The 26,795-nt window shown below is 72.2% G+C and carries 17 protein-coding genes; 12 read left to right on the top strand and 5 right to left on the bottom strand.

Translation table 11 applies throughout. The features are described from left to right. Nucleotides 1-154 precede the first annotated feature (154 nt). The 3 genes from J2Z30_RS44055 to J2Z30_RS44045 are packed head-to-tail and all read right to left on the bottom strand — an operon-like array spanning nt 155 to nt 3,070. Entirely contained in the window at nt 155-1,516 is a 1,362-nt protein-coding gene (locus J2Z30_RS44055; RefSeq protein ID WP_044574374.1) for a coenzyme F420-0:L-glutamate ligase, read from the bottom strand. Then, on the bottom strand, nt 1,513-2,499 hold the full coding sequence (gene cofD / locus J2Z30_RS44050) for a 2-phospho-L-lactate transferase (protein ID WP_044574378.1): 987 nt from the start codon (nt 2,497-2,499) through the stop codon (nt 1,513-1,515). Before cofD ends, J2Z30_RS44055 begins: the two co-directional genes overlap by 4 nt. A gap of 49 nt (nt 2,500-2,548) precedes the next feature. Next, nucleotides 2,549-3,070 (bottom strand): cysteine dioxygenase, encoded by a 522-nt coding sequence (locus tag J2Z30_RS44045; RefSeq protein ID WP_044574380.1) that lies wholly within the window; start codon nt 3,068-3,070, stop codon nt 2,549-2,551. Nucleotides 3,071-3,784: 714 nt separating this feature from the next. Between J2Z30_RS44045 and J2Z30_RS44040 the strand changes: the two genes are divergently transcribed. The 3 genes from J2Z30_RS44040 (at nt 3,785) to J2Z30_RS44030 (ending at nt 9,973) form a co-directional block, all read left to right on the top strand. Continuing rightward, the gene (locus J2Z30_RS44040; RefSeq protein WP_004952403.1) at nt 3,785-4,048 is read left to right on the top strand and encodes a WhiB family transcriptional regulator; all 264 of its coding nucleotides are present in this window, start codon (nt 3,785-3,787) and stop codon (nt 4,046-4,048) included. A 292-nt stretch (nt 4,049-4,340) separates the two neighbouring features. Continuing rightward, nucleotides 4,341-8,396, top strand: a complete 4,056-nt coding sequence (locus J2Z30_RS44035; protein ID WP_044574395.1) for a glycosyltransferase family 2 protein — start codon at nt 4,341-4,343, stop codon at nt 8,394-8,396. Next, nucleotides 8,393-9,973 (top strand): DUF5719 family protein, encoded by a 1,581-nt coding sequence (locus J2Z30_RS44030; RefSeq protein WP_044574397.1) that lies wholly within the window; start codon nt 8,393-8,395, stop codon nt 9,971-9,973. Before J2Z30_RS44035 ends, J2Z30_RS44030 begins: the two co-directional genes overlap by 4 nt. 157 nt (nt 9,974-10,130) lie before the next feature. On the opposite strand, the gene J2Z30_RS44025 is transcribed toward J2Z30_RS44030, so the two are convergent. Continuing rightward, complete coding sequence (locus J2Z30_RS44025) at nt 10,131-10,550, bottom strand: metallopeptidase family protein (RefSeq protein ID WP_044574399.1); 420 nt, start codon at nt 10,548-10,550, stop codon at nt 10,131-10,133. 340 nt (nt 10,551-10,890) lie between these two features. Here J2Z30_RS44025 and J2Z30_RS44020 point away from each other — a divergent pair, with 340 nt between their 5' ends. The 7 genes from J2Z30_RS44020 to J2Z30_RS43990 all read left to right on the top strand — a co-directional run bounded on the left by J2Z30_RS44020 (nt 10,891) and on the right by J2Z30_RS43990 (nt 20,456). Continuing rightward, on the top strand, nt 10,891-11,340 hold the full coding sequence (locus J2Z30_RS44020; protein WP_020870815.1) for a DUF3499 domain-containing protein: 450 nt from the start codon (nt 10,891-10,893) through the stop codon (nt 11,338-11,340). Nucleotides 11,341-11,738: 398 nt separating this feature from the next. After that, on the top strand, nt 11,739-13,355 hold the full coding sequence (locus J2Z30_RS44015) for an L-lactate permease (protein ID WP_044574401.1): 1,617 nt from the start codon (nt 11,739-11,741) through the stop codon (nt 13,353-13,355). Between the two features lie 171 nt (nt 13,356-13,526). Beyond that, nucleotides 13,527-14,885, top strand: coding sequence for a phosphomannomutase/phosphoglucomutase (locus J2Z30_RS44010; RefSeq protein ID WP_044574403.1), 1,359 nt, complete (start codon nt 13,527-13,529; stop codon nt 14,883-14,885). Between the two features lie 1,583 nt (nt 14,886-16,468). Continuing rightward, a complete protein-coding gene (locus tag J2Z30_RS44005) occupies nt 16,469-16,651 on the top strand; it encodes a Trm112 family protein (RefSeq protein WP_037954286.1) in 183 nt (60 codons plus the stop codon). A 99-nt stretch (nt 16,652-16,750) separates the two neighbouring features. Then, nucleotides 16,751-18,088, top strand: a complete 1,338-nt coding sequence (locus J2Z30_RS44000; RefSeq protein ID WP_044574405.1) for an SIS domain-containing protein — start codon at nt 16,751-16,753, stop codon at nt 18,086-18,088. A 141-nt stretch (nt 18,089-18,229) separates the two neighbouring features. Continuing rightward, the gene (manA, locus tag J2Z30_RS43995) at nt 18,230-19,426 is read left to right on the top strand and encodes a mannose-6-phosphate isomerase, class I (RefSeq protein ID WP_044574407.1); all 1,197 of its coding nucleotides are present in this window, start codon (nt 18,230-18,232) and stop codon (nt 19,424-19,426) included. A 106-nt stretch (nt 19,427-19,532) separates the two neighbouring features. After that, nucleotides 19,533-20,456, top strand: coding sequence for a cation diffusion facilitator family transporter (locus tag J2Z30_RS43990; protein WP_044574409.1), 924 nt, complete (start codon nt 19,533-19,535; stop codon nt 20,454-20,456). Nucleotides 20,457-21,340: 884 nt separating this feature from the next. Here the strand turns inward: J2Z30_RS43990 and J2Z30_RS43985 are convergent. Continuing rightward, complete coding sequence (locus J2Z30_RS43985; RefSeq protein ID WP_044574413.1) at nt 21,341-23,503, bottom strand: fructose-specific PTS transporter subunit EIIC; 2,163 nt, start codon at nt 23,501-23,503, stop codon at nt 21,341-21,343. A gap of 617 nt (nt 23,504-24,120) precedes the next feature. Between J2Z30_RS43985 and ahcY the strand changes: the two genes are divergently transcribed. Further along, a complete protein-coding gene (gene ahcY / locus J2Z30_RS43980) occupies nt 24,121-25,578 on the top strand; it encodes an adenosylhomocysteinase (RefSeq protein WP_044574415.1) in 1,458 nt (485 codons plus the stop codon). A 136-nt stretch (nt 25,579-25,714) separates the two neighbouring features. Then, entirely contained in the window at nt 25,715-26,332 is a 618-nt protein-coding gene (locus J2Z30_RS43975; protein WP_044574417.1) for a hypothetical protein, read from the top strand. Nucleotides 26,333-26,795: the final 463 nt, after the last annotated feature.

The following is a 26,795-nucleotide window of genomic DNA, read 5'->3' as shown; positions in this document are numbered from 1 at the left end:
GCGCACGCGACCCCACCGCGCAACCGGCCCGCACAACCCCAACCCCAGGCAACCCCAACCCCAGAGAACCCGACGCCAGAGAACCCAACCCCAGACATCCCCAACCCCAGACACCCCGCCCCCAAAGCCCCCAAAGCCCCCCACCCCCCCACACCTACCGCACCACCACGAACCCCTCGACCCCCCGCTCCGGCCGCGCCACCGGCGGCACCGCCGCCTGGCCGACCGCGACCGTGCCCATCGGGTCCCAGTCGTCCGGCAGGCCCAGGACCTCGCGTACCACCGGGCGGCAGAACATCGTGGACGACACCCACCCCGAGCCCAGCCCCTCACCCGCCAGCGCGACCAGCAGGTTCTGCACCCCGGCCCCGGCCGCGACCACGAACATCTCGCGCTCCGCCGTGTTCCGCCGCGGATCGGGATACGTGTGGGCGCCGTCGGCGACCAGGCACGGGACCACCAGGTACGGAGCCTTGCGCAGGACATCCCCGCGCCGCACCCGCTTGGTGATGCTCTCCTCCGAGAAGCCGTCCCCGCGCAGATCGGCGATCCAGGCGTCCCGCATCGCGTCCAGCAGCCGCGTCCGCGACTCCTCCGACTCCAGCAGGACGAACCGCCACGGGGTCGTATGGTGCGGCGCCGGCGCCGTGACGGCCGCGGCGACCGCGCGCCGCACCGCCGCGCCGTCCACCGGCTCATCGGTGAACTCCCGCACCGTACGGCGCAGCGTCACCGCCTCCCGTACGGCCTCGGAGGTGCCCAGCCGGAACATGTCGTCCGCGGCCCCGCGCACCAACGCCCGCGCGCCCCCGTCCTCATCGACCCCCCGCCGATCGGACCCCTCGACCCCGTCCAGCCCCTCGAACGCCACCACCTGCGGAAGCCCCCGCAATACGGCCACCGGCAGCCCTTCGGCCTTGCCCTTGACCAGGTCGCCCGCGGCGGCCAGCTCGTCGGCGGTGGCGACGATGGTCGCGCTCAGCGCGTTCCCGTACGCGTCGACTCCGCCGCGCAGATCGTCCAGGACCCGCACCCCGGCCGCGCCGATGGCGACGTCGGTGACCCCGGTCCGCCACGGCCGCCCGAATGTGTCCGTGACGATGACGCCGACCTCCACGCCGAGCACCTCCCGCAGCCCGGCCCGGATCGCCCGCGCCGAGGCGTCGGGGTCCTCGGGGAGCAACAGGACGGTCCCGGAGGGGGTGTTGGAGGCATCGACCCCGGCGGCGGCCATGACCAGACCGTGGCGGGTCTCGACGATCCGCGTACGGCCGCGCCGCGCCACGACCCGTACCGTCTCGGCGTCTATGGCCGCCTCGCGGTCGGCCGCCTCGACGACGCGTCCCTCCGCCTTGCTGACGATCTTGGAGGTGACCAGCAGCACATCGCCGTGCGCGAGCCCCGGCAGACCGCCCGTGGTCGCGGCGTCGGCGATCAGCTTGGCGAGGTCGTCACCGGGCCGCACCTCGGGCATCCCGGGCAGGGCCCACACCTGATACGACGCGTGTTCCGTCATCCCCGCACCTCTTCCGCCAGTGCCAGCGCCTCGGCCGCCATCGCCGCCGTGGCCTTGAGGTCCGCCATCATCAGCGGGATCGCCCGGCAGCGGATCCCGGCGGCCTCGACCTCCTCGACCGCGCCCGCGTCGACGGTGTCGACGAGCCAGCCGTCCAGCAGCCCGGAGCCGTAGTGCTTGGCGACGGCGGCGGCGGTGGACTCCACGCCGACGGCGGCGAGCACCTTGTCGGCCATGCCGCGCACGGGCGCGTCGCCCACGATGGGGGACAGGCCCACGACCGGGACCCCGGCGTCGGCGATGGCCTCGCGCACGCCGGGTACGGCGAGGATCGTGCCGATGCTGACCACCGGGTTGGACGGCGGGAAGAGGACGACATCGGCGTCGGCGATGGCCTCCAGGACGCCGGGCGCCGGTTTGGCCTGGTCGGCGCCGACGGGCACGACGGCGTGGGCGGGCACGGAGGCGCGCAGCCGCACCCAGTACTCCTGGAAGTGGATGGCCTTACGGCCTTCACCGTCACCCGCGGCGGAGCCGCCGATGTCCGCCGTGTCGATCAGGACGTGGGTCTCGACGCGGTCGTCCGTCATGGGCAGCAGCCGCACCCCCGGCTGCCACCGGGCGCACAGCGCCTCGGTGACGGCGCTCAGCGGATAGCCGGCGCCGATCATCTGCGTACGGACTATGTGCGTGGCGAAGTCGCGGTCGCCGAGACCGAACCACTCGGGCCCCACCCCGTACGCCGCCAGCTCCTCCTTGACGGTGAAGGTCTCGTCGGCCCGGCCCCAGCCCTGCTCCTCGTGGATGCCACCGCCGAGGGTGTACATCACGGTGTCGAGGTCGGGGCAGACCTTGAGGCCGAAGAGGTGGATGTCGTCGCCGGTGTTCCCGATGACGGTGATGTCGGCGTCCGGAGCCGCCGACATCAGACCGCGAAGGAAACGGGCGCCGCCGATACCGCCTGCCAGAACCACAATGCGCATGGAGGACAGTCTTGCAGCAGCCCCGGACATCGGGGGCGTTCGGGGCGGCTCAGCCGCCGAGGGCGCCCAGCGCGTCCGCCCCGGCCCCGGCGGGCAACTCGGCGCTCTGGGTGGGGTGCAGCGGCATCTCGGTCAGCCCGGGGAAGTAGATGTGCAGGCTGACGGCAGGTTCGAGGGCGTCGTTGACCACGTCGTGCACATAACCGGGCGCGAAGACGCGCTGCGCGCCGGCGCGCAGCGTATGCCGCGCGCCGCGCGTCCCCACCCGCTCGGTGAGCTCGCCCTGGAGCACGGTCAGCACCCCGGAGGAGCGGCCGTGGTCATGGGCCCCGCTGCCCTGTCCGGGCACCCAGCTGAGCAGCCACACCTCATAGCCGGGGCCGGTGCGCAGCCGGTGGTACCAGCGGCTGGTGGCGTCGTACTGGACGAGGGGCGCCCAGCCGTCGCGGTCGGCCGCGATGGTGCGGGCCAGGCCCGCGAAGGCGGAGACGGTGGAGGGGTGCGCGGGTACGGGCGGCAGCAGATGCGGGATGGCGAGCGGGTCACCGGCGATCTGGACGTCGCTGTTCATGCGGTGGGGTTCCTCGGGCGGGAAGGGCGCGGAAAGAGCGCCGTAAGGACGCGGTGCGGCGGGAGGGGCGCGGTAAGGACGCGAGGTGCGATCTGGACGCGGTGTGCGGTCTCAGTACGAGACGCCGCGTGCGGAACGCGGAGAAGGCTGGAGCTCAGGAGGCATCAACAGCTCGAACAGCGACAGCGAGCCCGCACAGCGCAGCGGAACCCGTGGTCACGGGTCGGCAGGGGCGCGTGGGTCACTGACATGCGACCAAGGAGACCCGGATCGCCGCGCCGCTGTCAACTTCATCTCACGTTTCAGGTCAAGGTTCACCTCATCCGGTCGCTGTGGAGGCAGAAAGGTTTGTGCGCGCGTTGTATTGGTCACACGGCGCATCAACGCGTATCACTCCCGCACCATCCCGCCCACTCCCGCACCATCCCGCCCACTCCGCACCATCTCCCGCGCGATGCAACGGGACCGGCGCCGATGGCGTCCTCCTCAGTGAGTGAGAGGAGGGATCCCAGGCAATGGATGGGGAAGGTGTCGCGTTTAGGCCGATTTGAACACTTTCCGCGCAGCCTTGGTTCTGCAGAGTGAATAAGAGGTCCAATAGCAGATCTCGGCTTGACTGGCCTGGATCGGCACACTTGTAATTTCACTCGTGTCGTTCTGCCGCTTCACCAACGGCATCAGGCACGGGGACGCAAAGACAGACGAGGGGCGCACATGACCGAGTTGTTCCAGCAACTGCTGGTCGAAGAGGCGGACGAGGAGCTCGGTTGGCAGGAGCGCGCGCTGTGCGCCCAGACCGATCCCGAGTCGTTCTTCCCGGAAAAGGGCGGGTCCACCCGTGAGGCGAAGAAGGTCTGCCTCGCCTGCGAGGTCCGTTCCGAGTGCCTCGAGTACGCCCTCGCCAACGACGAGCGCTTCGGCATCTGGGGCGGTCTGTCCGAGCGCGAGCGCCGCCGCCTGAAGAAGGCCGCCGTCTGACCCACGGCGTCTGGGATCCGCCAGATCCGCCAGATCCGACGTGCCCGCCTTCAGGGCCGTCGGACCCGCCGGACCCGCCGGACCTGGCAGAACCGCATGACCCGCGCTGACATATCCGCACAGTTCACGGCGGAGTGAGCCACCGCGACCGGTCCGCCCCCGAGCCCATGGCGACGGGAGGCGGACCGGTCGCATACGCAGCCGTTAGTGTGGGGCCCCGTCCGAGACGCTCCAACGCCCCCATGGGGCGCGCGCGTCCACCGCAGTCCAGCGAACCGGGGCCCGTACCTCGATGTCCGTGCACAGCCACCCGGCGGCCCAATACCCGGCCGCCACCGCCGCGTTTGCGCCCGCTCAAGAACCGGTTCAGACACCGGCCTATCCGCGTCATGTCGTCACCGCCGTACTGGTCGCCCACGACGGCGCCCGCTGGCTGCCCGACGCGCTGTCCGGTCTGCTCGGCCAGGAGCGCCCGGTCCAGAGCGTCATCGCGGCCGACACCGGCAGCGCCGACGACTCCGCCCGGCTGCTCACCGAGACCCTCGGCGAGGAGCGGGTGCTGCACATGGCGCGCCGCAGCGGCTTCGGCACGGCCGTCGCCGAAGCGGTCCGTACGGCCCCCGTGCTGGGCCCCGAGGAGCTCACCTACCTCAAGCGCCCCAGCGGCTGGGATCCCGTCAACCGCACCTGGCGCGACGACGCGTACGACATGCCGGAGCTGCCGCACGGCGAGCCCGTCCAGTGGCTGTGGCTGCTGCACGACGACTGCGCCCCCGAGCCCGATGCCCTGGCCGAGCTGCTGCGGGTGGTCGACGCCGAGTTCACCGCCAACCGCGAGCCCGCGATCGTCGGACCCAAGCTGCGCGGCTGGTACGACCGCCGGCAGCTGCTCGAAGTCGGCGTCAGCATTGCCCGCAGCGGGCGCCGCTGGACCGGCCTGGAGCGGCGCGAGCAGGACCAGGGCCAGCACGACCAGGTGCGCCCGGTGCTGTCGGTGTCCAGCGCGGGCATGCTGGTGCGCCGCGATGTGTGGGAGCAGCTGAGCGGTTTCGACTCCCGGCTGCCCCTGATGCGCGACGACGTCGACCTGTGCTGGCGCGCCCAGGCGGCCGGGCACCAGGTGCTGGTGGCCCCGGACGCCGTACTGCGGCACGCGGAGGCGTCCGCGCGCGAGCGGCGGCCCATCGACTGCGTGGGGCGCTCCGTCGCGAATCCGCATCGCGTGGACAAGGCGGGCGCCGTCTACACCCTGCTGGTCAACACCCGGGGCGCGGTGCTGCCCTACGTGATGCTCCGGCTCCTGTTCGGCACGCTGCTGCGCACCCTGGCCTACCTCGTGGGCAAGGTGCCGGGACAGGCCCTGGACGAGGTCGCCGGTCTCTTCGGCGTGCTGCTGCGGCCGGGGCGGATCCTCGCCGCCCGTAAGCGCAGAGGCCGCCCCGCGACGGAGCCGAGCGAGCTGCGGCCGCTCTTCCCGCCGCCCGGCGCGACCGTAAGGGCGACGGTCGAGCAAGTCGCCAGCAATATTGGTGGCCGTTCCGAGCCCGAGCTGTCCTCCGGGGGGCGGCATGGCGCGGTCGAGTCCGGGCCCGGCGGCGACGACGCCGACTTCCTGGAGATCGAGCAGTTCGCCCGGCTCAAGCGGATCGCGCGCAAGCCCGGCCCGATGCTCTTCCTCGTGCTGCTGGTGGTCTCGCTGGTCGCCTGCCGGGATCTGCTCGGCGCCGGCGCGCTCGCGGGCGGGGCCCTGCTGCCCGCGCCCGCCCATGTCTCCGAGCTGTGGTCGAGCTATGTGGACGGCTGGCATCCGGTCGGCACCGGCGGCACGCAGTCCGCGCCGCCGTATCTGGCCGCCCTCGCCTCGCTGGCCACGGTCTTCCTGGGCTCCACGGGCTTCACGCTGACCCTGTTGCTGGTGTGTTCGGTGCCGCTGGCCGGATTCATCGCGTACTTCGCCTCCCGGCCGCTGGTCGAGTCCCGGCTGCTGCGCGCCTGGGGCAGCGTCGCGTACGCCTTCCTCCCGGCCGCGACCGGGGCGCTCGCGGGCGGGCGGCTGGGCACCGCCGTGCTCGCCGTACTGCTGCCGCTGATGGCTCGGGCGGCGGCCGCCGCGACGGGCTTCACCGGCAACGGAACGCGGCTGCCGAGCTGGCGGGCGACGTGGGCGTACGCGCTGCTGCTGACGTTCACCATGGCCTTCACCCCGGTCGTCTGGCCGATGGCGCTCCTCCTGGGCGCCGGTGTGCTCGTGCTGCGCCACCGGCAGGGCGGTACCGAGCAGCTCATGGGGTACGGGCTGCGGTTCCTGAGCCTCGTCGTCACCCCGCTCATCGTGCTCGCCCCCTGGTCGCTGGACCTCGTCACCGACCCGGCCCGCTTCCTCGAGGAGGCCGGGCTGGACCGCGGTGCCGGGTCCGCGTCCGCCCTGGACCTGCTCGCGCTCAGCCCCGGCGGCCCCAACGGCGGCGGCACGCTGCTGCTGCTCGGCTTCGTCCTGGCCGCGCTCGCCGCCCTGATGCGCGGGGAGCGGCAGACCGTGGTGCGCACCGCGTGGGCCGTGGCGCTCACCGGCTTCCTCTTCGCGGCGCTCACGAGCGGCTCCGGCTGGGCCGGGCCCGCGACCCTCGTCTACGGCCTGGCGCTGCTGACCGCCGCCGTGGTCGGCGCCGAGGACGCGCGGGAGCGGGTGGCGGCGCAGAGCTTCGGCTGGCGCCAGCCGGTGGCGCTGCTGATCGCGGTCGCCACGGTCGTCGCGCCGCTGTACGCCGCCGTCACCTGGATGACGGGTGGCGCGGACGGCCCGGTGGGACGGCGCGACCCCTCGCAGGTCCCGGCGTTCGTGGCGGCCGAGAGCGCCACCGAGGACCAGGCCCGCACCCTGGTGCTCGGCGACGACAGCAGCGCCGCCCACGCCGACTACGCCCTGGTGCGCGGCTCCGGCGCCCGGCTGGGCGACGGTGAACTCGCGGCGGCGGGCGGCTCCGATACCCGGCTCGACGGTGTGGTGGCCAATCTGATCGCGGGCTCCGGCGCCGACCAGACCCGTCAGCTCGGCGGCTACGCGGTGCGCTATGTGTACGTCCAGAAGGGCACGCCGCCCGAGATGGAGCGGGTGCTGAACGCGACCCCGGGCCTCACCCAGCTCAGCCGGGAGCACGGCGGCGTGCTGTGGCGGGTCGACCAGCGGGTCTCGCGGGTCTCCATCGTCCCGGCCGAGTCCTCGGGCCGCCCGGCGGGCGGGGCGGCGGCCAAGCCGGTGCACGTGGCCTCCGGCCCCGTCGAGGCGCACACCACGGTGCCGGACGGCGCGGCCGGGCGCGTGCTGCGGATCGCCGACCGGTCCGCGCCCGACTGGCAGGCCACGCTCGACGGCAAGCCGCTGAAGCCGACGACGGTCGACGGCTGGGCGCAGGGCTTCGAACTCCCGGCGAGCGGCGGCCGGTTGGACCTCACCTACGACACGCCCATCACACACACCGCATGGGTGTGGGCGCAGGGGCTGCTCGCGGTCGTGCTGCTGGTGCTCGCGCTGCCGGGCCGCCGCCGGAACGTGGACGACGACATGCCGGACGCGGAGGGCGCGGCAGCCGCCGTCACCGCCGACGACCTGGCGGGCGACGGCCGCCGGGCGCGGCGGCTGCGGGCCGCCGCGGAGGCGCAGGCGGCGCAGGCCGCGCAGGACGGGGGCGCCAAGGGGCGGCCGGAGACGGACCCGGCCACCGTGGATGCCATGCCGGGGCAGCCGGGCGAGATTCCCCCGCTGCCGGGTGAGCCGCCGATGCCGGGTGAGCCGCCCATGCAGGGCGGGCCGCCGATGCCGCCGATGCCGGGTGAGCCGCCGCTGCGGCCGACCGCCGAGCCGGCCGCCATGGGCGACCCTTACGGCGACAACGCGATGGCGAACGCCCCTTACGGCGATCAGACGGCCGCCGGTGACCCGTACGCGGCGGTGCCGCAACAGCAGCAGTACGGGCAGCAGTGGGACGCGCAGACGTACGCCGACGCCGGATACGGCCAGTACCCGGCCGGTCAGTACCAGGGCGAGCAGTACGCGGGGGACCAGTACCAGGGCGAGCAGTACCAGGGCGAGGGCTACGCGGGCCAGTACTCCACCGGCCAGTACCCGGCCGGTGGCTACCAGGGCGGCTATCAGGAAACCGGCTATCCGGCCGGCTACCAGGAGGGCCAGTACCCGGCGGACCCGTACGCGGGCGGCCAGTACGCCGACCCTTACGGCTACGACCAGCAGCAGCCCTATGCCGACGGCGGCTACCCCCCGCAGGGCGACACGACGTACGGCGGCGCCGACCCCGAGGACCGCCGCGACGGGAGCGATCAGCAGCGATGAACCGCACCACCCTGTCCCTGATCGGCGCCGCCACGGCGCTGGCCGCCATCACCGGCGTCGCGGCCCTCACCGGGGGCTCCTCCGACGACGCGGACGCCTCCGCGAAGGCCGCCACCCGGCTGCCCGTGCAGCGCTCGACGCTGCTGTGCCCGACGCCCTCCTCCTCGGACGTGAGCAACACCACCTACACCGCGTACACGCCCAAGCGGGACGGCGCGGACGCCAAGGACGGCGGCGCCGAGCTGCTGCCCGCCCAGAACCCCGCTGACGACACAACGGATCCCGGCGGCGACGACGGCGGTAAGGACGACGGCAAGAACGGTAAGGACGGTAAGGACGGCGGGAAGGGCGACCGGACGGCGCCGGGCGGCGACAAGCCCGTGCTGCCCCTGAAGGAGCCCGGCAAGCCCGTCACCACCGAGGAGAGCAGCGCGGGCGCGCCAGCGCTCATCGGCACCGCCGACGGCCGCTTCGCGCCCGGCTGGACCGTCCAGCAGACCACCACGATCGACGCGGGGAGCGGGCGCGGCCTCCTGGGCACCGCGTGCACCGCGCCCGACACGGACTTCTGGCTCCCCGGCGTCAGCACCGACCGGAACCGCCAGGACTTCGTCCATCTCACGAACCCTGACGACGCCGCGGCCGAGGTGGACCTGAAGCTCTACGGACCCAGCGGCCGGCTGAAGCCCTCCACCGACGAAGCGATCACGGTCCCGCCCCGCTCCACGGTCCCGGTCCTGCTCTCGACCCTCACCGACCAGCGGGCGGCCGCCGCCTCGCTCCATGTGACGGCCCGCACCGGCCGGATCGGGGCGGCCGTGCAGGCCGTGGACCAGAAGGCCGGCGGCGACTGGCTCCCCGCCTCCGCCGTGCCCTCGACGAGCGTCGCGATCCCCGGCATCCCCAAGGACGCCACCTCGGCCCGCCTGATCGTCTTCGCGCCCGGGTCCGACGACGCGGACCTCAAGGTGCGGCTGGCCGGGCCGAACAACGCGATCACCCCGGCCGGACATGAGTCGCTGCACGTCAAGAGCGGGATGACAACCGCGATCGACCTCGGCGACGTGACCAAGGGCGAGCCCGGCTCGCTGCTGCTCACCCCCGAGGGCGGCGGGGGCCCGGCCACACCGGTCGTGGCCGCGCTCCAGGTGACCCGGGGCAAGGGGAGCGACCAGGAGACGGCGTTCATCCCCGCGACCGCCGCGATCGAGCGCAGCGCCACCGCGGCCGACAACCGCACCAAGGGCTCCACGCTCTCCCTGGTAGCGCCGCGCGCGTCCGCCAAGGTGCGCGTCACCGCCTCGGCGGGCGCCGGGGGCGGCAGCCCGGTCAGCAAGACCTACGAGATCAAGGGCGGCACCACCAAGGCCCTGGAGCCACCGCGCCCGGCCTCGGGCAAGGGCCCGTACGCGGTGACGGTCGAGCGGCTCTCCGGCGGCCCGGTGCACGCCTCGCGGATGCTGGCGCTGTCGCAGGACGGGGTGCCGATGTTCACGATCCAGTCGCTGCCGGACGACCGGGGCACGGTCGCGGTGCCCGAGGCGGGCCAGGACCTGTCCCTGCTCAACGACGACTAGGGCGGAGCCGGGGGCCCCAACGACGACTGGGCCGGGGCTGGGGCCTCGGCTGCCCGCCCTGGGGCGCGTAGTGTCCCGGGGCATCACCGCTGCCCGCTACGGGGTGCCCGCTGCCCCGCCCGTATACGGGGCCCGCTGCCCCCGCCCGTACCGCGGGCTACTCCTGCCCGTACCGCGGGTCCACGGACTCCGGCGCCAGCCCCAGCAACTCCGCCACCTGCTCGACCACGACCTCGTGCACCAGCAGCGCCCGCTCGTCCCGGTTCTTCGCCCGGATCTCGACCGGGCGCCGGTAGATCACGATCCGGTCCGGCACGTCCCCGCGGGCCGCGATGAAGCGCCCGAGCGGCACGGACTCGCCGTCCCAGCCGTCCGTCCCGCCGTGCCCGTCCGGGCCACCGCCCGACCCCGGGCCGCCGAGCCCCGACGTGGGCACCTCGAGCACCGTGAAGTCGACCCCGGACAACTGTGGCCAGCGTCTCTCCAGCCGCTCCGCCGAGTCCTGCACAAGATCGACGAAGGACTCCGCGCGGCTGACCGAGAGCGGCACCTGGGGAGGCGCGATGGGGCCGCGCATACCTCGTCCGTGGCGATCGCGACGACGGGGACGCGGCTCGGACTGGTGGGGGTGTACGGGCCTGGTCATCACTCCGAGGGTAGCCGTCGCCGACCCGCCCTCATGCGCTTACCGGACAGCCGTGCCGGATGTCGTCAAATGAGCATTCCAGCCATGCTTGGGTCCAAAAACGGACGTCTCTTGAGTCGCTTCCGTGGCTCAGGATGATCTCTCTCGGTTCGAGTGCTGACCGGATTCGTTGTCGGCGGTTCTGGCCGCGTCGGAGGTCAACGCTGGTCAGCCAGTAAGTTCACGTTTCGGGTGCACGGTGCGAACCGGGACGACACGGCGGAGTGAGCTGGTGGAGAGTCGTCGCGGCCCGCTCAAGAGTGCGGTACCGTCCAACGTCGTGAGCCCTGTACGTCGCTGTTCGCGCACCGCCTGCGGCCGCCCCGCCGTCGCGACGCTGACGTACGTCTATGCGGATTCGACCGCCGTTCTCGGGCCGCTCGCCACCTACGCCGAGCCCCACTGCTACGACCTGTGCTCGGAGCACTCCGAGCGGCTGACCGCCCCGCGCGGCTGGGAGGTCGTCCGGCTCGCCGTCGACAGCGGTCCGCCCCGGCCCAGCGGTGACGATCTGGAGGCGCTGGCCAACGCGGTCCGCGAGGCCGCCCGCCCGCATGAGCGCGCGGCGGGGGCGGCGGCCGGTTCCGGGGGCTCCGGAGGCGGTCACGGCGGCCGGGAGGGCGATCCGCGTGAGGTCGCGCGCCGGGGCCATCTGCGGGTCCTGCGGTCGCCCGAACCCTGATCGGCCTTCGCTCCGGCGGTCTCCCGCGATCTTCCTCAGCCCTCCCCGCGGTCTCCCGCGACCTTTCCCGCGATCTTTCCCGCGATCTCCCGCGATCTCCCGCGATCTCCCGCGATCTCCCGCGATCTCCCGCGATCTCCCGTGACCGTTCCCGTGATCTTCCCGCGGCCCTTCCCGTGATCTTCCGCGACCTTCCCGCGATCTCCCGTGCCCCTCGCGCGTACCCTGACCCGCTTTCTCCGCGATCTTCCCGCGTTCCGCGGCGTTCCCCGGGATCACTTGCTGACGGAGCATTGACTGCGACTTGGCGCGGACACGACCATGCCTGCACCCCAGGGTCCTCCGTTTCCGCATCACGGATGTGACCTTCCAGGGATGGCCCATGCCGGGAGGCCCGTGTGTTCGTGCAGCAGTTGGACCCCGTCGCCGATTCACTCTCCCTGTCCGCCTTCGTCGCCGCCCTTCCCCTCGTCACCGTCCTCGTCCTGCTCGGCGGGGTGCGGATGCGCGCCCACTACGCGGGCCCCATAGGGCTCGTCGTCGCCGCCCTCGTCGCCTGCCTCCCGTACGGGATGCCCGTCGGCCAGACCGTCTCCAGCGCCGCCCAAGGGGCGCTCTTCGGCCTCTTCCCGATCCTGTGGATCGTCGTCAACGCCCTGTGGGTGTACCGGATGACCGTCCGCACCGACCATTTCGACGTGCTGCGCCGCTCCTTCGGCCGGCTCTCGGACGACCCCCGCGTCCAGGCCCTCGTCATCGCCTTCTGCTTCGGTGCGCTCCTGGAGGCGCTCGCCGGGTTCGGCGCGCCGGTGGCGATCTGCTCGGTCATGCTCGTGGCGCTCGGCTTCGACCCGGTGCGCGCCGCCGTCGTGGCGCTCGTCGCCAACACCGCGCCGGTCGCCTTCGGCGCCATGGCCACCCCGGTGGTGACGCTCGCTCAGGTCACCGGGCTGCCGCTGGACTCCGTGGCCTCCGTCGTGGGTCGGCAGACCCCGCTGCTCGCCCTCGTCGTCCCGCTGCTGCTGGTCGCGATCGTCGACGGGCGGCGCGGGCTGCGCGAGACCTGGGTGCCCGCGCTCGCCTGCGGGGTCGCCTTCGCCATCGCCCAGTTCACCGTCTCCAACTACCTCTCCGTCCAGCTCGCCGACATCGCGGCGGCACTGGTCGGCGCGGCCGTGCTGATGGCCGTGCCCGCCGCCCGCCGCCCGGCCGAGGAGCCGGTGCGCGCCGCCGTGCTCACCGGCGTACGGAGCGACGACCTGGACCGTGAGGACCCGCGCCGGGAGGTGGTGCGCGCCTACGCCCCGTACGCGCTCATCGTCGCGATCTTCTCCATCGCTCAGATCGGCCCGGTCAAGGACTTTCTGGCCAAGGCCACCCGCACCTTCGACTGGCCCTTCCTGGACGTCGCCGACCCCGGTGGAAAGGCGGTGGGCGCCAATGTCTTCTCGATGCCGCTGATCGCCACCGGCGGCACCCTGGTGCTGGTGGCCGGGGTGGCCACCGCGGCCGTGCTGAAGGTGACCGCGGGCGACGCCCTGCGGGAGTGGACGGCCACGGTGCGCGGACTGCGTCATGCGATCCTTACGGTCACCTCGGTGCTCGCGCTCGCCTATGTCATGAATCTCTCCGGGCAGGCCGCCACCATCGGTCACTTCGTCGCGGCCGCCGGGGCCGGGCTGGCCTTCCTCTCCCCGGTGCTCGGCTGGTTCGGTGTCGCCGTCTCCGGCTCGGACACCTCCGCGAACGCCCTCTTCGGCGCCCTCCAGGTGACCGCCGCCCGCGAGTCCGGGCTCTCCCCGGATCTGCTGGCCGCCGCCAACAGCTCGGGCGGGGTGCTCGGCAAGATGATCTCCCCGCAGAACCTCACCATCGCGTGCGCGGCGGTCGGGCTGAAGGGGCGCGAGGGCGATCTGCTCCGTAAGGTGCTGCCGTGGAGCCTCGCGCTGCTCCTGGTGATGTGTCTGATCGTCGTCGCGCAGTCGTCGTTCCTGCTGGGCTGGATGCTGCCGTGAGCCGGGCCGGGGACGGCCCGCGGCAGGCCGCGCAAGTTGGCCGACAGCACGCCGCGCGACGGGGCTCACAGTTCCGGCCCAGGTCCTGCGGGTAGGTTTTGAGGTCCGCAGGGACGTACGCAGAGACGTCCGTAGAGACATCTCCACCAGGACCTCCAGAAGGGGTTGGCTGTGCCCGACTTGTCGCAGATCGTGAAGGCGTACGACGTGCGCGGTGTGGTCCCGGACCAGTGGGACGAGTCGCTCGCCGAACTCTTCGGCGCCGCTTTCGCCCGGGTGACCGAGGCGGACGCGATCGTCGTCGGCCATGACATGCGCCCCTCCTCGCCCGGTCTGGCGCGGGCCTTCGCACACGGCGCCTCCTCGCTCGGACTGGATGTGACCGAGATCGGACTGTGCTCGACCGATCAGCTCTACTTCGCGAGCGGATACCTCGACCTGCCCGGCGCGATGTTCACCGCCAGCCACAACCCCGCGCGGTACAACGGCATCAAGATGTGCCGCGCGGGCGCCGCCCCCATCGGCCAGGACAGCGGGCTCGCCGAGATCCGCGCCCTGGTGGAGGGTTGGGCGGAGGGGGGCGCGCCCGAGCCCGCCGCCGAGGCCGGCACCATCACCCAGCGGGACGTCCTCGACGACTACGCCGCCCATCTGCGCTCGCTGGTGGACCTGACCGCCATCCGGCCGCTGAAGGTCGTCGTGGACGCGGGCAACGGCATGGGCGGCCACACCGTCCCGACCGTCTTCGAGGGCCTCCCGCTCGAGCTCGACGCCCTCTACTTCGAGCTGGACGGCACCTTCCCCAACCACGAGGCCAACCCGCTCGACCCCAAGAACATCGTGGATCTTCAGGCCCGGGTCCGGGAGACCGGCGCCGACATCGGGCTCGCCTTCGACGGCGACGCCGACCGCTGCTTCGTCGTGGACGGGCGCGGCGAACCGGTGTCCCCCTCCGCCATCACCGCCCTGGTCGCCTCCCGCGAGCTGGCCAAGCACCCGGGCGGAACGGTCATCCACAACTGCATCACCTCCTGGTCGGTCCCCGAGGTCGTCAAGGAGAACGGCGGCACCCCCGTCCGCACCCGCGTGGGCCACTCCTTCATCAAGGCCGAGATGGCCCGCTCCGGCGCGATCTTCGGCGGCGAGCACTCCGCGCACTACTACTTCCGCGACTTCTGGAACGCCGACACCGGCATGCTGGCCGCCCTGCACGTCCTGGCCGCACTCGGCGGCCAGAAGGGCCCGTTGTCGGACCTGGTCGCCCAGTACGACCGGTACGCGGCCTCCGGCGAGATCAACAGCACCGTCGACGACCAGGCCGGGCGCATGGAGGCCGTCAAGGCGGCATACGAGCGCCGCGAGGGCGCCGAACTCGACGAACTCGACGGCCTTACGGTCACCACCCCCAACTGGTGGTTCAACCTCCGCCCCTCCAACACCGAGCCGCTCCTCCGCCTGAACGTCGAGGCCCGAGACCAGGAGACGGCAGCCGAGGTCCGCGACGAGGTTCTCTCCATCGTCCGCGCCTAGGGGGTGGCCGACGGGGCTTGACGCCTGCGGCGGGCTGTTCCCCGCCCCTTCCCCCAACTGGGGCTCCGCCCCAGACCCCGGCCTCCTGACCGGTGGGCTGATCGCGGCCGACGGTCGGTTCGTCAACCCCCGGGGTTCGGTGGCGGGGCGAACCCCGAGGCCCAGGGGCGAAGCGCACCCGGAGCTCTGTCCCGGACCCCGGCCGGGCGACCGGGATATGCGCGGCCATCCGCCGCACCGGCGTACCGACCGCGACCAGCCCGTCGGCGCAGGTGCTCACGATGCGACGGTCGGTTCGTGACCCCCGGGGGTTCGGTGGCGGGGCGAGCACTGGGGCCCAGGGGCGAGGCGAACCTGGGGCTCTGTCCCGGACCCCGGCCGGGCGACCGGGGTGTGTGCGGCCATTCGCCGCACCGGGGTACGGACCGGGACCAGCCCGTCGGCGCAGGTGCTCACGATGCGACGGTCGGTTCGTCAACCGCCGGGGTCCAGGGGCGAAGCCCCCTGCCACGCGGCGGAGCCGCGTATCGACGCTGCGGGAAGGGGCGGGGTTGGGGAAAGCATCCATTTGCGGCTCCGCCGCGTGGTCCGCCGGACACCCTGTAGCCCTTACGGCTGTCGGCGCGGGGCCATCCGCCTCCCGAGAGAGGCGGACGGGGCCGTAGGGAGAGGCCCGCACGCCCTTACGGCTGTCCGCGCGGCCGTTAAGGGCTACGCGGGGGCGGCCGCAGCGTCCATAGGTGTCCCGATGTCCTTACGGGGGTCCGCGTGCAGCTGTCCGCCTCCTCGGGCAGGTCCGCGGCTCCGCGGGGAGGCCCGCAGGGCCTACGGGGTGTCCGTGCGCGGCCTCTGCGGCCCTCCGCCTCTTAAGGGGGCCTGCGGGAGGTTCGCGGTGTCCTTGCGGAGATCCGTGCGCGGCCTCTGCGGTCGTCCGCCTCCTGCTGGAGGCTCCATGGCGTCCGTCGGGTCTGCGGCGCCCTTGCGGACGTCTGCGGGTCCTACGGCAGTCCCGCGCGGCCTCTGTGGCCGTCACGGCTCGGTCCTTACGGTCGTCCCCGCGTCCTCAGGGAGGTCTGCGGCGTCCAGGCGTCCATGCGGGTGCCCGCGGGGCCCCCGCAGCCGTCCGTCCACCTCCTTACATCCGTACAGAGGCCCGCAGGGCCCACGGCTGCTGCGCGTGGCCCCTGCGGCCGGTCCGCGTCCTACGGCGTCCTACGGCGTCCTACGGCGTCCTACGGCGACGGCGTCCTACGGGGGCCGCAGGAGGTCGCGGCGCCCCTGCGGAGGTCACGGCCGTCAGCGTGCGGCCCGCGCAGCCGTGTGCGCCCTTGCGGAGGCCCGCAGGGTCTGCGGCTGTCCGCGCCGGCCCCCGCCGGCCGTCGGCGCCCTTACAGAAGCCCCCGCGCCCCGTACAGAAGCCCTGGCGCCCATACGGAGGCCCGTGCGCGGGACCCACCCCGCTACTGGAGCCCGGGGGAGCCCCGGGCTCCGGTGTACACCGGCCGCGCCCCGGCCCCGCCCGGCGGTACGCTGACCTCGCCGGACCGATGTCCGGCTGGACCCATACCCGAAGGGACGACCCCATGCCGCTCGAAGCCGGTCTTCTGGAGATCCTCGCCTGCCCGGCGTGCCACGCCCCGCTGCGCGAGGAGCAGTCCCCGGAGACCCTCGAGCTGGTGTGCACGGGCGAGGGGTGCGGTCTCGCGTACCCCGTGCGGGACGGCATCCCCGTGCTGCTCGTCGACGAGGCGCGCCGCCCGGCCTGACCCGCCGGCCCGCCGGGCCCAGCCCCGCGCGGTCCCACGCGTAAGCCCCGCGCGATCCCACGCGTACCGCCCGCCACGGCGATCGGAGGCCGAAGCACGATGCTCGACGAATCCCTCCTCGACGCCCCCGAGGCCCTCGCCCGCGCCGATACCCGCGGGCTGCTGCGCGGGGCCGCCGAGGCCGGCGCCCGCGTCCGTACCGCCGCCCGGCACGCCACCGAGGCCGGGATAGGCGACCTCAAGCCGGACGGGCGCCCGCGCGCCGTCATGGTCGCGGGCCCGGGGGCGGCCGGAAGCTGCACCGCCGACCTCCTCGGCGCGCTCAGCGGAGGCAATTGCCCGGTCAGCCTGATCGCCCCCACCGGCGTGGCCCCCGCGCCGGGCGCGCTGCGCTGGACGCTGCCCGGCTGGGCGGGCCCGCTGGACCTGCTGGTCGTCGCGACCCCGGACGGCACGGAACCGGGCCTTCCGCGTCTGGTCGAACAGGCTTACCGCCGCGGCTGCGCGATCGTCTCCGTCGCCCCGGGCCAGTCCCCGCTGGCCGACGCGGTCGCCCAGGCCCGCGGCCTGATGGTGCCGCTGGCCACGGCTCCGAACGGCTCGGCCCCGTACGCCACAGGCGGGTACGCCGCCCGCGGGTACGCCGCCGGCGGGTACGGCACCGACCCGTACCGCGGGGACCCGCACGCGCCCGGCGCGCCCGGCACCGAGGACACCGCCCTCGCCGAGGGCGCCCTGGGCGACGCCCCCGCCCCGTACGGGACGCCTTCCACCCCGCAGCCCGTCGAGCCGCCCGGCACCGCCCCCGACGAGATGACCGGCCCCGCGCTGCCCGGCACGCTGTGGGCCCTGCTCACCCCGCTACTCCTGCTGGTCGACCGGATCGGCCTGGTGTCCGCGCCGCCCACCGCGCTGCAGCAGGTGGCCGACCGGCTCGACCAGGTCGCCGAGCGCTGCGGCCCGGCCATCGCCACCTACACCAACCCCGCCAAGACGCTCGCGGCCGAGCTCGCCGGGGCGCTTCCGCTGCTGTGGACCGAGGGCCCGGTGGCCGCCGCGACCGGACGGCGCTTCTCGGGGCTGCTCGCGGCGCTCGCCGGGCGTCCCGCGCTCGTCGCCGAGCTCCCCGGGGCGCTCGCGGCGCATGGCGCGTTGCTGACCGGGGCGTTCGCGGGCGGGGCCGACCCGGACGACTTCTTCCGCGACCGGGTGGAGGAGCCCGAGGCGCTCCGCGCCCGGATCGTGCTGCTCCACGACGAGCCGGTGGGCCCCATCTCGGCCGTGCCGACCGCCCGGGAGCTCGCGCTGGCGCACGAGACCGCGTTCAGCGAGCTGGAACCGGCCGAGGGCACCCCACTGGAGAGCGCCGCGGAACTTCTCGCCATCACGGATTTCGCCGCCGTTTACCTCGCGCTCGCTTCGCCGGATAGAACTTGAGGCCGTCATCGACCTTGAGCACGACCGTAAGGCCCGAGGCCGTAAAGCCTAAGGCCGTAAAGCCGTAAAGCCGTACTCAAGGCCGTAAGGCACGCACCACCTGCCCCACGTCCCTCACTGCACAGTCAGGAACCGCACCGCATGGACCGCCTCGTCAACACCGTGCGCCCCTACGCCTGGGGCTCCATCACCGCCATCCCGGAGCTGCTGGGCGTCCGGCCGACCGGGGAGCCTCAGGCCGAGATGTGGATGGGGGCGCACCCCGGTGCGCCGTCCCGGGTCGACCGGGGCGCGGGCTCCGTCGCGCTCTCCGAGGTGATCGCCGCGGACCCCGAGGGCGAGCTCGGCGCGGACGCCGTAAGGCTCTTCGGGCCCCGGCTGCCGTTCCTGCTGAAGGTGCTGGCCGCCGCCTCGCCGCTGTCGCTCCAGGTCCACCCGGACCTCGCGCAGGCCAAGGAGGGCTTCGCGGACGAGGAGGAGCGCGGCGTCCCGGCCGACGCCCCGCACCGCAACTACAAGGACGCCAACCACAAGCCCGAGCTGATATGCGCGCTCACGCCGTTCAACGGGCTGTGCGGCTTCCGCGATCCGAACGAGGCGGCCGGGCTGCTGGCCGCCCTCGAGGTCGACTCGCTCAAGCCGTACGTCGACATCCTGCACGCCCACCCGGAGTCGCACGCCCTGCGCGAGGTGCTGACCGCTGTCCTTACGGCCGACCCGGAGGCGATGGCGGAGACGGTAAGGCAGGCCACTGCCGCCGCCGAGCGGCTCGGCGCGCAGGACGGGCCGTACGCCCCGGCGTACGCGGCGTACGCCTCCATCGCCCGGCACTACCCGGGCGATCCCGGCGCGATCGCCGCGATGCTGCTCAACTTCGTGACCCTCCAGCCCGGCGAGGCCCTCTACCTCGGCGCCGGCGTGCCGCACGCCTACCTCGACGGCCTGGGCGTCGAGATCATGGCCAACTCCGACAATGTGCTGCGCTGCGGGCTGACGCCCAAGCATGTGGACGTCCCCGAGCTGCTGCGCGTCGTCCGCTTCGAGAGCGCCGCCCCCGCCGTGCTGCGCCCCGAGGCGGATCCCTCCGGCGAGGAGCTCTACACCACCCCGATCGACGAGTTCCGGCTCTCCCGCCACGTCCTCGCCGACGGCGCCGCTCCCCGCCCGCTGCCGGCGACCGGCCCGCAGATCCTGCTCTGTGCCTCGGGTGAGGTGTCCCTGCGCGGCGCGGACCGCGAACTCCCGCTGACGCGCGGGGCGTCGGCCTTCGTACCGGCCGGCGAGGAGGCCGCCCTGAGCGGCGACGGCACTGTGTTCAGGGCCACAGTGACCGCCTGAGGTACGGCCCGTTCGAGGGGCTGGAACAATGGCCCGCCGTGAGGCGGTAAAGCACTGGCAAAGCCGCCATGAGCTGCCATGTAAGCGGAAGGGAAATTCGGCACATATGAGTGCATCAGGCGGAACCAAGGCGATTGTTGCCGCGCTGGGCGCGAACCTGGCTATCGCCGCAGCCAAGTTCGTGGCGTTCGCCTTCAGCGGCTCGTCGTCGATGCTCGCCGAAGGCGTGCACTCGATCGCCGACTCGGGCAACCAGGGGCTGCTGCTCCTCGGCGGGAAGAAGGCCAAGCGCGAGGCCACCCCCGAGCACCCCTTCGGCTACGGCCGCGAGCGCTACATCTACGGCTTCCTCGTCTCCATCGTGCTGTTCACCATCGGTGGTGTCTTCGCGCTGTACGAGGGCTACGAGAAGATCCAGCACCCCCATGAGCTGGAGCACTGGTACTGGCCGGTCGGGGTGCTCATCTTCGCGATCATCGCCGAGGGCTTCTCCTTCCGTACGGCCATAAAGGAGTCCAACGAGATCCGGGGCAAGCAGAGCTGGTCCCAGTTCGTCCGCCGCGCCAAGGCCCCCGAGCTCCCCGTCGTCCTCCTGGAGGACTTCGGCGCCCTCGTCGGCCTGGTCCTCGCGCTCGGCGGCGTCGGCCTCACCCTGCTGACCGGCGACGGCGTCTGGGACGGCATCGGCACCCTCTGCATCGGCATCCTGCTGGTGGTGATCGCCCTGGTGCTCGCGGCCGAGACCAAGTCGCTGCTGCTGGGCGAGGCGGCCGACGCCACGGAGGTCGCCAAGATCCGCGAAGCCGTCGTGGACGGCGAGACCGTCACCAGCGTGATCCACATGCGCACCCTCCACCTCGGCCCCGAGGAACTGCTGGTCGCCGCCAAGGTCGCGGTCCAGCACGACGACACGGCCGCGGAGGTCGCCCGCGCGATCGACGCCGCGGAGGCCCGTATCCGGGAAGCGGTCCCGATCGCCCGAGTCATCTACCTGGAACCCGACATCCTCCGAACCTCGACGTCGGCCTGAGCGAATCCGGCAGAGCCGCCCCGCCGTCGGCCCTTCGAACCCGAGATCGCGGGTTCGAAGGGCCAACACGTATCACCCGGTCTGTATGCATCTGTTCCGCCGCCAGCCACCGCTGGCAGGCGCCCCCTGGCGCTGGAACGGGTGGGCAGGCCCTCCACCGTCCCGTACGTAATCGGCAACCTCGGCAACGCACCTCGATCCGGACGGCGTGCGCCGGACAGGCCACCGGGACGGCAGACCAGTGGCGGAGCCATCGGAACCGAGCCTCCGAGCCCCAGAGACCGGGCGGAGCGCCGGGGCCGGGGGTGCCGGGGTAGAGCCCCGTGCCGGACCCCCGGGCGGAGAACCTGAACCGGGGCCCCAGGGCAGCGCCCCAGGGCGGACTGGGGAGCGGAGTCCCCATGCTGGGCGCCCCGGGGTGGGCGCCAGACAGTGGCGGAGCCTCCGCATCGGGTCTCGGGTCGGAGCGCCTGACCGGGTCCCGGGGCGGAACCGCGAGGCCGGGGCCCCCGAGCCCCCGAGCCGCGGAATCCGAGGCAGAGCCCCTGAACCGGTGGCCGGGCGTAAGCCTGAGGTCGGGGTCCAGGCTGTAGCCCCCGAGCGCCAGGGATCCGAGGCAGAGCTCCTGAACCGGTGTCTGGGGCGCGGAGTTCGGGCTGGGGCCCAGGTACAGCCCTGAACCGGTGTCTGGGGCGTAAGCCTGAGATCGGGGTCCAGGCTGTAGCCCCCGAGCGGCAGGGGCCCGAGGCAGAGCTCCTGAACCGGCGCCTGGGGGCGGAGCACTCGGCTGGGGTCCGGGGCGGAGCCCCGGTGGGGGGCCGGGGGCTTGCCCCCGGTTTCGGGAAGGGGCGGGGTGGGGGAGAAACCCACCCCCAACCCCCGCCCTACTCAATCTCCCCAAGCACCCCCAAAATCCCCTCCACATCCCCCGCCCCCAACAACCGCTCCCGAAACTCCTCAGCCATCAACTTCCGCGACAGCAGCGCCAGAATCCGCAGATGCTCATCCCCCGCATCCGCCTCCGGCACCGCGATCATGAACACCAGCCGAGCCTTCGTCCCATCCGGCGCACCCCACTCGATCCCCTCAGGGGAACGCGCGAAGCCGACGACCGGGGCGGTCACCGCATCCGTCTTGGCATGCGGAATCGCGATCTCCTCGCCGAGCCCGGTCGTGCCCTGGTCTTCCCGGGCAAACGCGGCCCGCACCAGCTCCTCCGCATCTGCGACCTTGCCGGTCGCGGCCAGCAGCTCGGCCATCTCACGGATAGCGGCGTCCTTACCGTCGGCCGCCAACCGCTCCTTCACGGTCTGCTCGGTGAGATACCCGGACAGCACCTGACCCGCAGGAGCGGCCTCGACCTCGCCGGTCTCGGCGGCCACCCCTGGGGAAGCGACCGCCTTACGGGCACCCGCAGCACCACTCGCCGCACCACTCGTCTCCCCGGTACGGCCACCGCTGCCCACCCCGGCAAGGACGGGCTCAGCCGCGACCGACGACGCCCCGGAGCCACCAACCGAACCACCCACACCAACCGCAGCACCCACACCAACCGGAGCACTCCCCGAATCCACAGCACCTCCACCCACCGACATCAACCCAATCGTCACCAACGCCGTCACCGCCGTACCCACCACCACCGCGACAAAGAACATCGGCACCCCACCAACCGCACCGAGCACCGCCACAATCGGCCCCCCATGCGGCACGTTGTCCTCAACCGACGCCACCCCGGCTATCGCCCCGGCGACCGCGCCGCCCACCATGTTCGCCGGAATGACCCGCGCGGGACGCGCCGCCGCGAACGGAATCGCGCCCTCCGTGATGCCGAAGAAGCCCATGAAGAGCGCCGCGAGCCCGGTCTCCCGCTCCTGGTCGTCGAACATCCGGCGGCGCAACAGCGTGGCCAGTCCCTGGCCCAGCGGCGGCACCGGAATGGCCGCCGCACACGCCCCCATGACCTCGGGGTTCTTGGACACCAGCCCGGCACCGAAAAGGAACGCCGTCTTATTGACCGGACCACCCATATCGAACGCGATCATCAGCCCGAGAATGATGCCGAGCACCGCCGCACTCGTACCGGTCAGGCCGCCGAGCCAATCAGTGAGCTGCTCGAAGACCCAGGAGATCGGCTCGCCGAGGACATAGATGAAGAAGAGGCCGAGCGCCGAGGTCGCCACGATCGGGATCACAATGATCGGCATGATCGGCTGGACGAACTTCGGAACCTTGACCCGCTTGATCCACAGCACCAGATAACCGGCCAGGAAGCCGGTGACGATCGCCCCGATGAAGCCGGCGCCCGCCTCACTGTCGTACAGCTCGCCGTGCGCCGCGATCCAGCCGCCCACCATGCCGGGCACCAACGCGGGCCGGTCCGCGATGGCGTAGGCGATATAGCCGGACAGCGCCGGGATCATCAGCTCGAAGCCGATGCTCCCGATGTCGTTGACCGTCTTCCAGAAGGAGTCGTCGGGGATGACGATGCCCTTGGACGTCGTATCACCGCCCAGGGCCAGCGAGACCGCGATCAGCAGACCGCCGACCACCACGAACGGGATCATGTACGAGACACCGTTCATGAGCGCCTTATAGGTGACGCTGCGCCCCTTACTGCCGCCACCGCCGCCACCCCCGGAAGCCGCCGCCCCCGAGACACCACCGCGCCCGGCACCAGAGCCGTCGCCCTCGTACACCGGCGCGTCCAGTACCTGCTCGATCAGCCGCTGCGGCCGGTGAATGCCATCGGCGACCCCGACGACAAGCACTCTCTTACCGACGAAACGACTGCGGTCGACGTCCTTGTCGGCGGCGATGATGATGCCGTCAGCCTCGCTGACATCGTTGTCAGACAGTACGTTCTCGGCCCCGATCGAGCCTTGGGTCTCCACCTTCATGCTGTGGCCGAGCGACTCCGCCGCCTGGGCCAGCTTCTCAGCGGCCATATAGGTATGGGCGATACCAGTGGGACACGCGGTCACCGCGAGCAACTTGAGCCCCGGTCCGCTGGCCCCCGCACCGTTGGGGGGATCGGCTGGACTGGTCACGTGGTTCTCCTTAACGCGTTGAGCGGGCGCGGGAAGCTGCCAGCGTCCCCGCGCTCGCGGCATCGTGCAATACATCCGGCCGGGATCAAAGCGACGGGCTGAACCCCCGGCTCCGGAAACGGCACGGCCGTCGGCCCCCGAACGACGCGACCGCCGGCCCCGAAGCGACATGGCCGCGCGCGTCGCAGGCCACCACGGTGGCCGTGGCGCCCAGCGGCGCCCCCGAACGACGCGACCGTCGACCTTCGAAGCAACGCACCCCTCGATCCCCAAGCCGGGAGCCGGCGCACCCCTCGCCCCAAAGCAGCGCGGCCGACGCGCCCTCAAAGCAGCGCGCCTGTCGCCCCTGGTCATAGCCGTACGGCCGAAGATGACCGATGGGGGCTGGGGTTCGCTCCGCCGATCGGTGTAGATTCGTGACCGAGCCAGACGTCGCTGCTGATGGCGGTCGGGCGGCCCGCACCCCGGGTCGGCCGAGGGAGAGAGGGCCTCCGACGGACTGCGCACTGTGAGGTAGAAGGGACAGGTGTGCCCGCTGTCGCGGGGGCCCTGCCCGACATCTCGCATGCCCAGCCGAGCCACTCTCGCTCGCACACGATCGAGGAGGAGCAGCACTCATGACGACAGCCGTCTCCGGTCAGGATTTCAAGGTCGCGGACCTCTCTCTGGCTGCCTTCGGCCGTAAGGAGATCACCCTCGCCGAGCATGAGATGCCCGGCCTGATGTCGATCCGTAAGGAGTATGCCGAGCAGCAGCCGCTGGCCGGCGCCCGTATCACCGGCTCCCTGCACATGACGGTGCAGACCGCCGTGCTGATCGAGACCCTGGCCGCCCTCGGCGCCCAGGTCCGGTGGGCCTCCTGCAACATCTTCTCCACCCAGGACCACGCAGCGGCCGCGGTCGCCGTCGGCCCCGAGGGCACCCCGGAGAACCCGCAGGGCATCCCGGTCTTCGCCTGGAAGGGCGAGACCCTGGAGGAGTACTGGTGGTGCACGGAGCAGGCGCTGACCTGGCCCGGCACCCCCACCGGTGGGCCTAACATGATCCTGGACGACGGTGGCGACGCCACCCTCCTCCTCCACAAGGGCGTCGAGTACGAGAAGGCCGGCGCCGCCCCTGACGTCGCCACCGCCGAGAACGACGAGCACCGCGTCATCCTCGAGCTGCTGAACCGCACCATCGCGGAGAGCCCGCAGAAGTGGACGCAGCTGGCCTCCGAGATCCGCGGGGTCACCGAGGAGACCACCACCGGCGTTCACCGCCTCTACGAGATGCAGCGGGACGGCACGCTGCTCTTCCCGGCGATCAACGTGAACGACGCGGTCACCAAGTCCAAGTTCGACAACAAGTACGGCTGCCGCCACTCCCTGGTCGACGGCATCAACCGCGCCACCGACGTGCTGATCGGCGGCAAGGTCGCGGTCATCTGCGGCTACGGCGACGTCGGTAAGGGCTGCGCCGAGTCGCTGCGTGGCCAGGGCGCCCGGGTGATCATCACCGAGATCGACCCGATCTGCGCGCTCCAGGCCGCGATGGACGGCTACCAGGTCGCCACCCTGGACGACGTGGTGGAGACCGCCGACATCTTCATCACCACGACCGGCAACAAGGACATCATCCTGGCCTCGGACATGGCCAGGATGAAGCACCAGGCGATCGTCGGGAACATCGGCCACTTCGACAACGAGATCGACATGGCCGGGCTCGCCGCCCTTCCGGGCATCGTGAAGGACGAGGTCAAGCCGCAGGTCCACACCTGGACCTTCTCCGACGGCAAGAAGATCATCGTGCTCTCCGAGGGCCGTCTGCTGAACCTCGGCAACGCGACCGGTCACCCGTCGTTCGTGATGTCCAACTCCTTCGCGAACCAGACCATCGCCCAGATCGAGCTTTTCACCAAGCCGGAGTCGTACCCGACCGACGTCTATGTGCTCCCCAAGCACCTGGACGAGAAGGTCGCCCGCCTCCACCTGGACGCGCTCGGGGTCAAGCTGACCACGCTCCGGCCCGAGCAGGCTTCTTACATCGGCGTCCCGGTGGAGGGCCCGTACAAGCCCGACCACTACCGCTACTGATCGCATCCGCTGATCGCACCGGCGCCGCCGACCACCCCGTCGGCGGCCGCTGACCCGGCCCCCGCCCCGGCGGGGGCCCCAGGGCCCGTCCGCGCCATCCGGCCGGGCGGGCCCGACGCTCGTCAAGGACCTCACCATGCCCCGCGGCCGCTACTCCCTCCACGACCCGCACGATCATGCCCCCCTGGGCGAGGAGCACTTCCAATGCGCTCCCGGCCCCAGCGGATGGCGCTATGTCGCGCAGCGGACCTCACCCTCCGGCGATCACACCGGATCCGTGGATCTCACCCTCGACGAGCTCGGCCGCCCGCTCAGGGTGGAGCTGCACGCGTCCAGCTGGCAGGTCAGGGGCGCCGCCCTGGACGGGGTCACCTGGGTCCGCACGGACCCCACCGGGGAGCACGCGACCGAGGGCAACGTCCGCGCCCACTCCTTCACCGGCGCCTCCCCGGCCTTCCTGGTCGCCGTCTCCCGACTGCTGCGCCTGGAACCGGGCGCCGGGGCCGTCCGCGTACGCCTCGTGGCCTTCACCGATCCGGTCCTCGCGCCTCTCACCCTGGATCAGTCCTGGGCACTTCTCGACAGAGCCGGTCACGCCACCGACACCGGACCACTCGTTGTGGACGAGTACCAGGTCAGCGAGGTGGACACCGGAGAGGTCCGGACAGTCCACATCGCCGGCGACGTGGTGCTCGCCGCCCCCGGCATCGAGCTGGAACACCTGGAGAGCCCACCGTCGTCCTTCGCGGCCTGATGGCCGCCCCACCTTCTCTGACCTGCGGCGTTGGGAAACTTCCGGGAATCTATTGACTGGGGGAGCACCGGTGCGTATGTTGAAAGGTCGGGGTGAACGGAGTGTGTAGACGCTCCGGCCGGACCGTACAAAGAATCTTGCCCGGAGTCCTTGACCAAGGTAGTCCGGGGAGGTAGGTTTAAACGGTTGTGGCGAGCAGGGTCTGCTCGCCCCCCAAAGCGCATCTGAACCGCTCTGCAGACGGATGGAAATCCAAACGGAGCACCTTTTGACACCCGCAGGCATCACACGAAGCCGATTAGGTTCGGCGGATGATCGTCTGCTAAAGTCGAAAACACGCCGAAAGGCAAGGCCTTCCAGCGGCCACTGGAAACGGAATTCGGATCGGAAACGACCGGAAATCGGATCTGGTAAGGTTGGAAACACCGAAGGGAAGCGCCCGGAGAAGCCGGTGAAACGGTTT

This window comes from Streptomyces iranensis (assembly GCF_017874715.1).
In the GTDB taxonomy this organism is placed as follows: domain Bacteria; phylum Actinomycetota; class Actinomycetes; order Streptomycetales; family Streptomycetaceae; genus Streptomyces; species Streptomyces iranensis.
This window is presented reverse-complemented; position numbering and strand designations above follow the sequence as displayed.